The organism is Xanthomonas nasturtii (genome assembly GCF_001660815.1).
Taxonomy (GTDB): Bacteria; Pseudomonadota; Gammaproteobacteria; order Xanthomonadales; family Xanthomonadaceae; genus Xanthomonas; species Xanthomonas nasturtii.
In genome coordinates, this window is sequence record NZ_LYMI01000045.1 from 58,724 (window position 1) to 73,544 (window position 14,821).

The following is a 14,821-nucleotide window of genomic DNA, read 5'->3' on the forward strand; positions in this document are numbered from 1 at the left end:
CGAAATGGCTAAGAAGATTACTGCTTTTATCAAGCTGCAGGTCAAGGCCGGGCAGGCCAATCCTGCGCCGCCGGTTGGCCCTGCACTGGGTCAGCGCGGTCTGAACATCATGGAATTCTGCAAGGCGTTCAACGCTGCGACGTCGAAGCTGGAGCCGGGTCTGCCGACGCCGGTGATCATCACTGCGTACTCCGACCGTACCTTTACCTTCGTCACCAAGAGCACCCCTGCAAGTGTGCTGCTCAAGAAGGCCGCAGGCGTGACCTCCGGCTCGAAGCGTCCCAACACCGACAAGGTGGGCAAGGTGACGCGCAAGCAGCTGGAAGAGATCGCCAAGGTCAAGGAAGCCGATTTGACGGCAGCCGAGCTGGAAGCGGCAGTTCGCACGATTGCGGGTTCTGCCCGCAGCATGGGTTTGACGGTGGAGGGCTAAGACATGGCACAGAGCAAGCGCGTTAAGGCCATTGCGGCCGCTGTCGTTCCGGGCAAGACCTATGCCTTCGAAGACGCAATCAAGATCCTGAAGAGCGCCACCAAGGCCAAGTTCGTCGAGTCGATCGACGTTGCCGTGCGCCTGGGCGTGGACGCCAAGAAGTCCGACCAGCAGGTGCGCGGTTCCACCGTGCTGCCGGCCGGTACCGGCAAGAGCGTGCGCGTGGCAGTGTTCGCACCGGCAGGCGCCAAGGCCGACGAGGCCCTGGCTGCTGGCGCCGAGGCAGTGGGTATGGACGACCTGGCCGAGAAGATGCAGGCCGGCGACCTGAGCTACGACGTGGTCATCGCCACCCCGGACGCCATGCGCGTCGTCGGTAAGCTGGGCACCCTGCTGGGCCCGCGTGGCTTGATGCCGAACCCGAAGGTCGGCACCGTGTCGGCCAATCCGGGCGAAGCGGTCAAGAACGCCAAGTCGGGCCAGGTGCGTTACCGCACCGACAAGGCCGGCATCATCCATTGCACCATCGGCAAGGCCAGCTTCGACGACGAAGCGCTGAAGTCGAATCTGCAGGCGCTGCTGCTGGATCTGGTCAAGGCCAAGCCGGCGACCTCGAAGGGCACCTACCTGCAGAAGGTCTCGGTCAGCTCGACCATGGGTCCGGGCGTGACGGTCGACCAGTCGAGCCTGTCGCTGAAGTAATCGAATGCGTCGGGCGTCATGCGCCTGACGTGTTTGGCAGTACAGCATTGTTTTTCCGGCCCGGGCAACCGTGTGCTGGGAGTCCGTTCCCTCCTTTGGGGTAACGGACATTTTGAAGGCGATCGCCGGCATGCCCGGCGGTAGCCGTCAAAGACCGCAGGCGCGGTCAGCGCAGATCGACGACGGGCAGGGATGCTCGCACTGGCAAGGAGTCGCCGTCGATGTAGCGGGATCGCTTAATTGGTTCGTTTCGAACCGGCCGGCGTAGATGGTGTCGCCCTTCTGGAGCTTTCTGGTTTACGCGCGTCTGGGACATCCCGGATCGAGTCCACTCCAGGTCTAGAACGGCCACCAAAGGAACATCGGTCGATGTTCCCGGCTTCCAGGAAGGAGGCTGCCCTGGACCGCAACCGGCAGGAGCCGCGAGCGGAGTAGTTTGAAGCGGGGATGAGCGATTCGGCATTTGGGATTGGCAACGGCGGCGTGATCGCTGTGACGAACCCCGAATCAACAATCCCCAATCCCGGCTTTAACGGAGGAGTGCAATGGCTCTCAATCTGTCCCAGAAGCAAGAAGTAGTCGCCGAGCTGGCAGACATCGCCGCCAAGGCCCACTCCCTGATCGCCGCCGAATACGCTGGCACCACGGTCTCCCAGATGACCGCGATGCGTAAGCAGGCCCGCGAAACCGGCGTGTTCTTGAAAGTTGTCAAGAACACCCTGGCTGCGCGCGCCGTTGAAGGTACTGATTTCGCTGTCGCTGCTGACAAGCTGGTCGGTCCTTTGCTGTATGCGTTTTCGATGGAGGAGCCCGGCGCAGCCGGTCGCCTGATCAAGGAATTTGCCAAGAGCAACGACAAGCTGCAGGCCAAGGTCGTGTCCATCGGCGGGGAGCTGTTCCCGGCTGGTCACGTCGACGTGTTGGCATCGCTGCCGACCCGTGACCAGGCCCTGGCCATGCTGGCCCGCGTGCTGTCCGAACCGGCTGCCATGTTCGCCCGTGCCGTCAAGGCCGTTGGCGACAAGCAGGGTGGCGGCGACGAAGCCGCCGCGCCGGTCGCCGAGACTGCCGAAGCTTGATGTCCTAGCGTTCGCTAGAACCCCAATCCAGAAAATCATTTAAAGGTAATCACAATGTCCCTTACCAACGAACAGATCGTCGACGCCATCGCCGAGAAGTCCCTGATGGAAGTGATGGAGCTGGTCAAGGCCATCGAAGAGAAGTTCGGCGTCTCCGCCGCTGCCCCGGTCGCTGCTGCTGCAGCTGGCCCCGCTGCCGTGGTCGAAGAGCAGACCGAATTCAACGTGGTGCTGGTCAACTGTGGCGCCAACAAGGTCGGCGTCATTAAGGCCGTCCGCGCCGTGACCGGCCTGGGTCTGAAGGAAGCCAAGGATCTGACCGAAGCCGGTGGCATCCTGAAGGAAGGCGCGTCCAAGGACGAAGCCGAGAAGATCAAGAAGGAACTGACCGAAGTCGGCGCGACCGTCGAAGTCAAGTAAGCAACACCTTGCATCGCCAGCGTTTCATGGTGATGCACCAAAGGCTGGGAGCGTCAAGCTCCCGGCCTTTGGCCGTTGATGGAAAGCCGGGATTTGAGAGTCGGCATTCGGGATTCGAAGGCAATCTTCGCTACTCCCCAGTCTCGTCATCCTCAATCCCCGCGTCACCGAGTTGGTAGTTGGAAGTAGCGGGAGAAGGCGTGCTGGTGCCGGCAATACCAGCGACTTCCAACTGACAATTTTGTTATTTCAGGGCCGCCGCGACGTGGCCCCCGCAGCCTAGGGTGAAGACCTCATGACGTCTTATTCGTTCACCGAAAAAAAGCGTATCCGCAAGGATTTCGGTAAGCAGCGCTCGATTCTCGAAGTGCCGTTCCTGCTTGCCATCCAGGTAGATTCCTACCGCGAATTCCTGCAGGAAGACGTGGAGCCGAACAAGCGTAAGGACCTCGGTCTGCACGCGGCATTGAAGTCGGTGTTCCCGATCTCCAGCTACAGCGGCAACGCTGCGCTGGAGTACGTGGGCTACAAGCTGGGTCAGCCCGTGTTTGACGAGCGTGAATGCCGTCAGCGCGGCATGAGCTATGGCGCGCCGCTGCGCGTGACCGTGCGCCTGGTGATCTACGACCGCGAGTCGTCGACCAAGGCGATCAAGTACGTGAAGGAGCAGGAGGTCTATCTCGGCGAAATTCCGCTGATGACCGGCAACGGTACCTTCATCGTCAACGGCACCGAACGCGTGATCGTCTCGCAGCTGCACCGTTCGCCGGGCGTGTTCTTCGACCACGACCGTGGCAAGACCCACAGCTCGGGCAAGCTGCTGTACAGCGCCCGCATCATTCCGTACCGCGGTTCCTGGCTGGACTTCGAGTTCGACCCGAAGGATGCGCTGTTCACCCGTATCGACCGTCGCCGCAAGCTGCCGGTGTCGATCCTGTTGCGTGCGCTCGGCTACAACAACGAAGAGATGTTGGCCGAGTTCTTCGAGATCAACACCTTCCACATCAACCCGGACGAAGGCGTACAGCTGGAGCTGGTGCCGGAGCGTCTGCGTGGTGAAACGCTGAACTTCGACCTGGCCGATGGCGACAAGGTCATCGTGGAAGCGGGCAAGCGCATCACTGCCCGTCACGTCAAGCAGCTGGAAGCTGCCGGCGTTGCCGCGCTGGCCGTGCCGGACGACTACCTGGTCGGCCGCATCCTGTCGCACGACGTGGTCGATGGCTCCACCGGCGAACTGCTGGCCAATGCCAACGATGAAATCAGCGAAGATCAGCTGGCTGCGTTCCGCAAGGCCGGCGTCGACGCGGTCGGTACCCTGTGGGTGAACGATCTGGATCGTGGCCCGTACCTGTCCAACACCTTGCGCATCGATCCGACCAAGACGCAGCTGGAAGCGCTGGTGGAAATCTACCGCATGATGCGTCCGGGCGAGCCGCCGACCAAGGAAGCTGCGCAGAACCTGTTCCACAACCTGTTCTTTACCTTCGAGCGCTACGACCTGTCGACGGTCGGCCGCATGAAGTTCAACCGTCGCGTCGGCCGCAAGGAAGTGCTGGGCGAGTCGGTGCTGTACGACAAGAAGTACTTTGCCGAGCGTAACGACGAAGAATCCAAGCGTCTGGTCGCCGAGCACACCGACACCTCCGACATCCTGGAAGTGATCAAGGTGCTCACCGAAATCCGCAACGGTCGCGGCGTGGTCGATGACATCGATCACCTGGGTAACCGTCGTGTGCGTTCGGTCGGCGAAATGGCCGAAAACGTGTTCCGCGTCGGCCTGGTCCGCGTCGAGCGCGCGGTCAAGGAGCGCTTGTCGATGGCCGAATCCGAAGGCCTGACCCCGCAGGAACTGATCAACGCCAAGCCGGTTGCAGCGGCGATCAAGGAATTCTTCGGCTCCTCGCAGCTGTCGCAGTTCATGGACCAGAACAACCCGCTGTCGGAAGTGACGCACAAGCGTCGCGTCTCCGCACTGGGCCCGGGCGGTCTGACCCGCGAACGCGCAGGTTTCGAAGTGCGCGACGTGCATCCGACCCACTATGGCCGCGTCTGCACCATCGAAACGCCGGAAGGCCCGAACATCGGCCTGATCAACTCGCTGGCCGTGTTCGCCCGCACCAACCAGTACGGCTTCCTTGAGACCCCGTACCGTAAGGTGCTGGACGGCAAGGTCTCCGACGACGTCGAATACCTGTCGGCGATCGAAGAAAACGAGTACGTGATCGCCCAGGCGAACGCACTGACCGACGCCAAGAACATGCTCACCGAGCAGTTCGTGCCGTGCCGGTTCCAGGGCGAGTCGCTGTTGAAGCCGCCGGCAGAAGTCCACTTCATGGACGTCTCGCCGATGCAGACCGTGTCGGTCGCCGCGGCGCTGGTGCCCTTCCTCGAGCACGATGACGCGAACCGCGCACTGATGGGCGCCAACATGCAGCGCCAGGCCGTGCCGACGCTGCGTTCGCAGAAGCCGCTGGTTGGTACCGGTATCGAGCGTGCGGTTGCGCGCGACTCGGGCGTGACCGTGAATGCGTTGCGTGGTGGCGTGATCGAGCAGATCGACGCGGCCCGCATCGTGGTCAAGGTCAACGAGGCAGAAATCGGCGGCGGCACCGATGCCGGCGTGGATATCTACAACCTGATCAAGTACACCCGCTCCAACCAGAACACCTGCATCAACCAGCGTCCGCTGGTGAACGTGGGCGACGTGATCGCGCGCGGCGACGTGCTGGCCGACGGCCCGTCCACCGACATCGGTGAACTGGCGCTGGGTCAGAACATGCTGATCGCCTTCATGCCGTGGAACGGCTACAACTTCGAAGACTCCATCCTGCTCTCCGAGCGCGTGGTGGAAGAGGATCGCTACACCACGATCCACATCGAAGAACTGACCTGCGTTGCACGCGACACCAAGCTGGGGCCGGAGGAAATTTCCGCCGACATCCCGAACGTGTCCGAGCAGGCGTTGAACCGTCTGGACGAGTCCGGCGTGGTGTACATCGGTGCGGAAGTGCGCGCCGGCGACATCATGGTCGGCAAGGTCACGCCGAAGGGCGAAAGCCAGCTGACCCCGGAAGAAAAGCTGCTGCGTGCGATCTTCGGTGAGAAGGCGTCCGACGTGAAGGACAGCTCGCTGCGCGTGCCCCCGGGCATGGACGGCACCGTCATCGACGTGCAGGTCTTCACCCGCGACGGTATCGAGAAGGACAAGCGTGCGCGTCAGATCGAAGAGTCTGAAATCAAGCGCGTCAAGAAGGACTTCGATGACCAGTTCCGCATCCTGGAAGCGGCCATCTACGCACGTCTGCGCTCGCAGATCGTGGGCAAGGTTGCCAATGGCGGTGCGAACCTGAAAAAGGGCGACAACGTCACCGACGCGTATCTGGACGGGCTGAAGAAGTCCGATTGGTTCCAGCTGCGCATGAAGGACGAAGACGCTGCCGACGCCATCGAACGCGCGCAGAAGCAGATCCAGGCGCACGAAAAGGAATTCGAAGCACGTTTTGCCGACAAGCGCGGCAAGATCACCCAGGGCGACGACCTCGCACCGGGCGTGCTGAAGATGGTCAAGGTGTTCCTGGCCGTGAAGCGCCGCATCCAGCCGGGCGACAAGATGGCAGGCCGCCACGGCAACAAGGGTGTGGTCTCCAATGTGGTGCCGGTCGAGGACATGCCGTACATGGCCACCGGCGAGCCGGTCGACATCGTGCTGAACCCGCTCGGCGTGCCGTCGCGTATGAACATCGGCCAGATTCTGGAAGTGCATCTGGGCTGGGCTGCCAAGGGCCTGGGTCGCAAGATCCAGCGCATGCTGGAAGCGCAGGCGGCGGTCAGCGAGCTGCGCAAGTTCCTGGACGACATCTACAACCACGACAACGCGATCAATGCACAGCGTGTGGATCTGTCGCAGTTCAGCGATGAGGAATTGCTCAACCTGGGCAAGAACCTGATCGACGGCGTGCCGATGGCAACCCCGGTGTTCGACGGCGCCAGCGAAGCGGAAATCAAGCGCATGCTGGAACTGGCCGAACTGCCGCAGAGCGGTCAGACCCAGTTGTACGACGGTCGTACCGGCGAAGCGTTCGATCGCAAGACCACGGTCGGCTACATGCACTACCTGAAGTTGAACCACTTGGTCGACGACAAGATGCATGCACGTTCGACCGGCCCGTACTCGCTCGTCACCCAGCAGCCGCTGGGCGGCAAGGCGCAGTTCGGTGGTCAGCGCTTCGGCGAAATGGAAGTCTGGGCGCTGGAAGCCTACGGCGCGGCCTACACCCTGCAGGAAATGCTGACGGTGAAGTCCGACGACGTGCAGGGCCGCAACCAGATGTACAAGAACATCGTCGATGGTGAGCACGAGATGGTCGCGGGCATGCCGGAATCCTTCAACGTGTTGGTGAAGGAAATCCGCTCGCTGGCGATCAACATGGAACTGGAAGAGTAAGAGCCGGGACCGGCGACAGGGGACCGGGGACCCCGGAGGGACAGGAGCCAAGCGCTCTTGATCTTCGGGGTCCCCGGTCCCGGATCCCCGGTCCCGAACAGATCTCTGCGCGTTCCATCTCAGATACGAAATTCCTCCGACCCGGAGATATCCAATGAAAGACCTGCTCAACCTCTTCAATCAACAGCGCCAGACGCTGGATTTCGACGCGATCAAGATCGCGCTGGCCTCGCCTGACCTGATCCGTTCGTGGTCCTACGGCGAAGTGAAGAAGCCCGAAACCATCAACTACCGCACCTTCAAACCCGAGCGTGACGGCCTGTTCTGCGCCGCCATCTTCGGACCGATCAAGGATTACGAGTGCCTGTGCGGCAAGTACAAGCGCATGAAGCACCGTGGTGTGGTCTGCGAAAAGTGCGGCACCGAAGTCACCCTGGCCAAGGTGCGCCGCGAGCGCATGGGGCACATCGACCTGGCCTCGCCGGTCGCGCACATCTGGTTCCTCAAGTCGCTGCCCTCGCGCATCGGTTTGATGCTGGACATGACCCTGCGTGACATCGAGCGCGTGCTGTACTTCGAAGCCTACGTCGTCACCGAGCCGGGCCTGACCCCGCTTGAGCGCCGCCAGCTGCTGACCGAAGAGCAGTACCTCACCGCACGTCAGGAGTACAACGACGACTTCGACGCCGCCATGGGCGCCGAGGCCGTGTACGAACTGCTGCGCACGATCGACCTGCAGTCGGAAATGACCCGTCTGCGCGAGGAAATCGCCAGTACCGGTTCGGAAACCAAGCTCAAGCGACTGACCAAGCGCATCAAGCTGATCGAAGCCTTCCTGGAATCGGGTAACCGTCCGGAATGGATGGTCATGACGGTGCTTCCCGTGCTGCCGCCGGATCTGCGTCCGCTGGTGCCGCTGGATGGCGGCCGCTTCGCGACCTCGGATCTGAACGATCTGTATCGCCGCGTGATCAACCGCAACAACCGTCTGCGTCGCCTGCTGGAGCTCAATGCGCCGGACATCATCGTGCGCAACGAAAAGCGCATGCTGCAGGAATCGGTGGATGCGCTGCTGGACAACGGCCGTCGCGGCCGTGCCATCACCGGCACCAACAAGCGTCCGCTGAAGTCGCTGGCCGACATGATCAAGGGCAAGCAGGGCCGGTTCCGTCAGAACCTGCTCGGCAAGCGCGTGGACTACTCCGGCCGTTCGGTCATCACCGTCGGTCCGTACCTCAAGCTGCACCAGTGCGGCCTGCCGAAGAAGATGGCGCTGGAGCTGTTCAAGCCGTTCGTGTTCGCCAAGCTGCAGCGTCGTGGCCTGGCCACCACCATCAAGGCCGCCAAGAAGCTGGTCGAGCGCGAAGAAGCCGAAGTCTGGGACATCCTGGAAGAAGTGATCCGCGAGCATCCGGTGCTGTTGAACCGCGCACCGACCCTGCACCGTCTGGGCATCCAGGCGTTCGAGCCGGTGTTGATCGAAGGCAAGGCCATCCAGCTGCATCCGCTGGTGTGTACCGCGTTCAACGCCGACTTCGACGGTGACCAGATGGCCGTCCACGTGCCGCTCTCGCTGGAAGCCCAGCTGGAAGCGCGTGCGCTGATGATGTCCACCAACAACATCCTGTCGCCGGCCAACGGCGAGCCGATCATCGTGCCGTCGCAGGACGTCGTGTTGGGCCTGTATTACATGAGCCGCGCCCTGGAGAACAAGAAGGGCGAGGGCATGGTGTTCGCCAACACCAGCGAAGTGAAGCGCGCCTACGACAACCGCGTGGTGGAACTGCACGCCAAGGTCAAGGTCCGTATCACCCAGGTGGACGTGGACGCGGTCGATGGAAAGCGCACCAGCGGTACCTCGATCGTGGACACCACGGTCGGTCGTGCGCTGCTGAGCGAGATCCTGCCCGAAGGCCTGCCGTTCCAGCTGGCCAACACCGAGATGACCAAGAAGAACATCTCGCGTCTGATCAACTCCAGCTACCGTCTGCTGGGCTTGAAGGACACCGTCGTGTTCGCCGACAAGCTGATGTACACCGGCTATGCCTACGCCACCCGCGCAGGCGTGTCGATCGGCATCGACGACATGCTGATCCCGGACGAGAAGAAGGGCATCCTCACCGAGGCAGAAGCCGAAGTGCTGGAAATCCAGGAGCAGTACCAGTCGGGTCTGGTCACCGCCGGCGAGCGCTACAACAAGGTCGTGGACATCTGGTCGCGTACCAGCGAGCGCATCGCCAAGGCGATGATGGACACCATCGGTACCGAAAAGGTCGAGAACGCCAAGGGTGAGACCATCGACCAGAAGTCGATGAACTCGCTGTACATCATGGCCGACTCCGGTGCCCGTGGTAGCCAGGCGCAGATCCGTCAGCTGGCCGGTATGCGCGGCCTGATGGCGCGTCCGGACGGCTCGATCATCGAGACGCCCATCAAGGCGAACTTCCGCGAAGGCCTGAACGTGCAGGAGTACTTCAACTCCACTCACGGCGCGCGTAAGGGTCTGGCCGATACCGCGCTGAAGACCGCGAACTCGGGTTACCTGACCCGTCGTCTGGTCGACGTTGCGCAGGACGTGGTGATCACCGAAGTCGATTGCGGCACCACCGAAGGGTTGATCATGACCCCGATCGTGGAAGGCGGCGACGTGGTGGAGCCGTTGAAGGAGCGCGTGCTGGGCCGTGTGGTGGCCGAGGACGTGTACCTGCCGGGCAACGACGAAGAACCGATCGTCACCCGCAACACGCTGCTCGACGAAGCCTGGGTTGCCAAGCTGGAAGACGCCAGCGTGCAGTCGGTGAAGGTGCGTTCGACGATTAGCTGCGAATCCTCGTTCGGCGTGTGCGCACGCTGCTACGGTCGCGATCTTGCACGTGGTCACCAGGTCAACATCGGCGAAGCGGTTGGCGTCATCGCTGCACAGTCGATCGGTGAGCCGGGTACCCAGCTGACCATGCGTACGTTCCACATCGGTGGCGCGGCATCGCGTGCGGCTGCGATCGACAACATCACCGTCAAGACCACCGGTTCGGTGAAGTTCAACAACCTCAAGTCGGTGGCGCATGCCAGCGGCGCGTTGGTTGCGGTCTCTCGTTCGGGTGAACTGTCCGTGCTCGACGGCCATGGCCGCGAGCGCGAGCGCTACAAGCTGCCGTACGGCGCCACCATCACCGCCAAAGACGGCGATGCGGTCAAGGCCGGGCAGGGTGTGGCGAACTGGGATCCGCATAACCACCCGATCGTGTCGGAAGTGGCCGGTTTCATCCGCTTCATCGACTTCGTCGACGGCGTCACCGTCATCGAGAAGACCGACGAACTGACCGGTCTGGCCTCGCGCGAAATCACCGACCCGAAGCGTCGCGGTGCGCATGCCAAGGAACTGCGCCCGATCGTGCGCATCGTCGACGGCAAGGGCAACGACCTGACCATCCCGAATACGGATCTGCCGGCCCAGTACCTGCTGCCGCCGCGCTCCATCGTCAACCTGCAGGACGGTGCTGCCGTCGGCGTGGGCGACGTGGTGGCGAAGATTCCGCAGGAGGCGTCCAAGACCCGCGACATCACCGGTGGTCTGCCGCGCGTTGCCGACCTGTTCGAAGCGCGCAAGCCGAAGGATCCGGCGATCCTGGCCGAGCGCTCGGGCATCATCAGCTTCGGTAAGGACACCAAGGGCAAGCAGCGCCTGATCATCAAGGACACCGATGGTTCGGAACACGAAGAGCTGATCCCCAAGTACCGCCAGATCATCGTGTTCGAAGGCGAGCATGTGACCAAGGGCGAGACCGTGGTGGACGGCGAGCCGAGCCCGCAGGACATCCTGCGTCTGCTGGGTGTCGAGCCGCTGGCCGCGTATCTGGTCAAGGAAATCCAGGACGTATATCGCCTGCAGGGCGTGAAGATCAACGACAAGCACATCGAGGTGATCACCCGTCAGATGCTGCGTAAGGTCGAGATCGTCGATCAGGGCACCAGCAAGTTCCTCAACGGCGAGCAGGTCGAGCGTCAGCGCGTCATCGAGGAAAATGCCCGCCTGATCAAGCGCAACGAACTGCCTGCCAAGTACGATCCGGTGCTGCTGGGTATCACCAAGGCGTCGCTTGCCACCGAGTCGTTCATCTCGGCGGCATCGTTCCAGGAGACCACTCGCGTGTTGACCGAGGCTGCCGTGCGCGGTACCCGCGACAACCTGCGCGGTCTGAAGGAAAATGTGATTGTGGGTCGCCTGATCCCGGCCGGTACCGGTCTGGCGTACCACGCCGGACGTCGCAAATCTTCGGGTCTGACCGACTCGGAAATGGAAACGCTGTCGGGTAAGCCGACAGTCGCCGAACCGGTCGCAGCTGTGGCCGACGCTGGCGCGGATGAGGAGTAAGCGCTCCGACGGCGGTCGCAAGGCCGCCGTAAGCCAAGCGAAAAGGAGGGCAGGAGGCCCTCCGTTTTCCGGCCTTTGGATGGGCCAGCAGGTTCAGATTCCGTGAAGTTGACGGAGTTTCGTCCTGCCAGCTATACTTCTCTGTCTCGGTGGGCCGGTCACGGCCTGCCTTTGTTTTCGTGTAGGCCGCCTCGGCCTCTCAATCAGAAGAATCAACTGATGACGACGATCAATCAGCTGGTCCGCAAGCCTCGGCAAGCGACCACCTACAAGAGTGCCTCCCCGGCACTGGACAAGTGTCCGCAGCGCCGTGGCGTCTGCACACGCGTCTATACCACCACCCCGAAGAAGCCGAACTCGGCCCTGCGTAAAGTCGCCAAGGTGCGTCTGACGAACCAGGAAGAGGTCATCAGCTACATCGGTGGTGAAGGCCACAACCTGCAGGAGCACTCCGTGGTCCTGATTCGCGGTGGCCGCGTCAAGGATCTTCCCGGTGTGCGTTATCACACCGTCCGTGGTTCGCTGGACGCCGCCGGCGTCGCAAAGCGCCGTCAAGGTCGTTCCAAGTACGGCGCCAAGCGCCCGAAGAGCTAAGGAAATACTCAAATGTCCCGTAAAGGTTCTACTCCGCAGCGCACCGTCCTGCCAGATCCAAAGCATGGCAGCGAAACCATTGCCCGCTTCATCAATATGGTGATGCAAAGTGGCAAGAAGTCGGTTGCTGAGAAAATTGTCTATGGCGCAATGGACGTCATTGGCGAAAAGAATCCGAATGCCGTCGAGCTGGTGCAGAAAGCACTGGACAACGTGGCCCCGGCTGTCGAAGTTAAATCGCGTCGCGTTGGTGGTGCTACCTATCAGGTGCCCGTCGAAGTGCGCTCATCCCGTCGCATGGCGCTGGCAATGCGCTGGTTGATCGATTCCGCGCGCAAGCGTGGTGAGAACACCATGCCGCGCAAGCTGGCTGCAGAACTGCTGGACGCCTCGGAAAGCCGTGGCGGCGCGATCAAGAAGCGCGAAGAGACCCACCGTATGGCGGAGGCGAACAAGGCGTTCGCACATTACCGCTGGTGACCTCGTGGGCCTTGGTAACGGGGCCCTTCAGCACCATATGAGTGCTGTTTGCGACGCATCTTGCGTCGCATCAAATCCGAAGGCCGCCGAAAGGCGGCGTTCGGCCATCCGAATTCCAAGAAATTGAGAGGCTCCCCGTGGCCCGCACCACCCCTATCGAGCGTTACCGCAACTTCGGCATCATGGCCCACATCGATGCCGGCAAGACCACCACTTCCGAGCGCATCCTGTTCTACACCGGTGTGAGTCACAAGATCGGCGAAGTCCATGACGGCGCTGCAGTGATGGACTGGATGGAGCAGGAGCAGGAGCGTGGTATCACCATCACCTCCGCTGCGACCACTGCGTTCTGGTCGGGCATGGACAAGTCCATGCAGCAGTATCGCTTCAACATCATCGACACCCCCGGGCACGTCGACTTCACCATCGAAGTGGAGCGCTCCTTGCGCGTGCTCGACGGTGCGGTGTTCGTGCTGTGTGCCGTCGGTGGCGTGCAGCCGCAGTCCGAGACCGTGTGGCGTCAGGCCAACAAGTATTCCGTGCCGCGCATGGCCTTCGTCAACAAGATGGACCGTACCGGTGCCAACTTCGACAAGGTCGTTGAGCAGCTGAAGGCCCGTCTGGGTGCGTATGCCGTGCCGATGCAGGTGCCGATCGGTGCCGAAGATGGCTTCGAGGGCGTGGTCGACCTGCTGAAGATGAAGGCGATCCATTGGGATACCGCGTCGCAGGGCACCACCTTCGAATACCGCGATATCCCGGCCGATCTGGTCGAGATCGCGACCGAGGCACGTTCGTTCATGGTGGAAGCGGCTGCTGAAGCCAGCGAAGACCTGATGGACAAGTACCTCAACGAAGGCGACCTGAGCGAAGAAGAGATCATCGCCGGTCTGCGCGAGCGCACCCTGAAGGTCGAAATCGTGCCGGTGTTCTGTGGCTCGGCGTTCAAGAACAAGGGTGTGCAGGCCATGCTTGACGGCGTCGTGCACCTGTTGCCGTCGCCGGCCGACCGTCCGCCGGTTGCAGGTATCGACGAAGACGAGAAGGAAGACACGCGCGCGGCGAGCGATACGGCGCCGTTCTCGGCGTTGGCGTTCAAGATCATGACCGACCCGTTCGTGGGCTCGTTGACGTTCTTCCGCGTCTATTCGGGCACGCTGAACTCCGGCGACCAGGTCTATAACCCGGTCAAGTCGAAGAAAGAGCGCGTGGGCCGCATCCTGCAGATGCATTCCAACAATCGCGAAGAGATCAAGGAAGTGCGCGCTGGTGACATCGCCGCTGCCGTGGGTCTGAAGGATGTCACCACCGGCGACACGCTGTGTGCGCAGGACAAGATCATCACCCTGGAACGCATGGTGTTCCCGGAGCCGGTGATCTCGATGGCGGTGGAGCCGAAGACCAAGTCGGACCAGGAAAAGATGGGCATGGCCCTGGGCCGTCTGGCGCAGGAAGATCCCTCGTTCCGCGTCAAGACCGACGAAGAATCCGGCCAGACCATCATCTCGGGTATGGGCGAGTTGCACCTGGACATCATCGTCGACCGCATGCGTCGCGAGTTCAATGTCGAGGCCAACGTCGGCAAGCCGCAGGTGGCCTACCGCGAAACGATCCGCAAGTCCGACGTCAAGTCCGACTACAAGCACGCCAAGCAGTCCGGTGGTAAGGGTCAGTACGGTCACGTGGTGATCGAGCTGTCGCCGATGACCGAGGAAGAGCGCAAGAGTGACAACGTCAAGGACGATTTCCTGTTCGTCAACGACATCACCGGCGGCATTATCCCGAAGGAATTCATCCCCTCGGTCGAAAAGGGTCTGCGCGAGACGATCACCAGTGGTCCGATCGCCGGCTTCCCGGTGGTGGGCGTCAAGGTCAAGCTGGTGTTCGGCTCGTACCATGACGTCGACTCCTCGGAAATGGCGTTCAAGCTGGCCGCATCGATGGCGTTCAAGCAGGGCTTCGCAAAAGCCAGCCCGGTGTTGCTGGAGCCGATCATGAAAGTCGAAATCGTCAGTCCGGAGGATTACCTGGGTGACGTGATGGGCGACGTGAGCCGCCGTCGTGGCGTGTTGCAGGGTCAGGACGACAGCCCGTCGGGCAAGATCATCAATGCGATGATTCCGCTGGGTGAGATGTTCGGTTACGCGACGTCGCTGCGCTCGATGAGCCAGGGTCGTGCGACGTTCTCGATGGAATTCGACCATTACGAAGAGGCGCCGGCCAACATCGCCGACGCCGTCACCAAGAAGGGCTGAGTTCGCTCAGCCGCTTCAAACAAGATTTTTCAATTAGAG

The 14,821-nt window shown here is 61.9% G+C and carries 9 protein-coding genes; all 9 read left to right on the forward strand.

What is annotated here, in order from left to right; all coding sequences use genetic code 11:
• Positions 1-4: 4 nt before the first annotated feature.
• The 9 genes from rplK to fusA all read left to right on the forward strand — a co-directional run bounded on the left by rplK (position 5) and on the right by fusA (position 14,782).
• Complete coding sequence (gene rplK / locus A7D16_RS15675) at positions 5-433, forward strand: 50S ribosomal protein L11 (protein ID WP_008574191.1); 429 nt, start codon at positions 5-7, stop codon at positions 431-433.
• Between the two features lie 3 nt (positions 434-436).
• Positions 437-1,135, forward strand: a complete 699-nt coding sequence (rplA, locus tag A7D16_RS15680) for a 50S ribosomal protein L1 (protein ID WP_064634194.1) — start codon at positions 437-439, stop codon at positions 1,133-1,135.
• Positions 1,136-1,680: 545 nt separating this feature from the next.
• Positions 1,681-2,214, forward strand: coding sequence for a 50S ribosomal protein L10 (gene rplJ / locus A7D16_RS15685; protein WP_005930748.1), 534 nt, complete (start codon positions 1,681-1,683; stop codon positions 2,212-2,214).
• A 54-nt stretch (positions 2,215-2,268) separates the two neighbouring features.
• The gene (rplL, locus tag A7D16_RS15690; protein ID WP_064634195.1) at positions 2,269-2,634 is read left to right on the forward strand and encodes a 50S ribosomal protein L7/L12; all 366 of its coding nucleotides are present in this window, start codon (positions 2,269-2,271) and stop codon (positions 2,632-2,634) included.
• Positions 2,635-2,929: 295 nt separating this feature from the next.
• Entirely contained in the window at positions 2,930-7,081 is a 4,152-nt protein-coding gene (gene rpoB / locus A7D16_RS15695; RefSeq protein ID WP_064634196.1) for a DNA-directed RNA polymerase subunit beta, read from the forward strand.
• 154 nt (positions 7,082-7,235) lie between these two features.
• Complete coding sequence (gene rpoC / locus A7D16_RS15700; protein ID WP_064634197.1) at positions 7,236-11,453, forward strand: DNA-directed RNA polymerase subunit beta'; 4,218 nt, start codon at positions 7,236-7,238, stop codon at positions 11,451-11,453.
• Positions 11,454-11,672: 219 nt separating this feature from the next.
• Positions 11,673-12,047 carry a 30S ribosomal protein S12 gene (gene rpsL, locus A7D16_RS15705; RefSeq protein ID WP_002811712.1) on the forward strand — a complete coding sequence of 125 codons (375 nt, stop codon included), beginning with the start codon at positions 11,673-11,675 and terminating at the stop codon, positions 12,045-12,047.
• 12 nt (positions 12,048-12,059) lie between these two features.
• Positions 12,060-12,527, forward strand: a complete 468-nt coding sequence (gene rpsG, locus A7D16_RS15710; protein ID WP_005993356.1) for a 30S ribosomal protein S7 — start codon at positions 12,060-12,062, stop codon at positions 12,525-12,527.
• Positions 12,528-12,664: 137 nt separating this feature from the next.
• Entirely contained in the window at positions 12,665-14,782 is a 2,118-nt protein-coding gene (gene fusA / locus A7D16_RS15715; RefSeq protein ID WP_064634198.1) for an elongation factor G, read from the forward strand.
• The last annotated feature ends 39 nt before the right edge of the window (positions 14,783-14,821 follow it).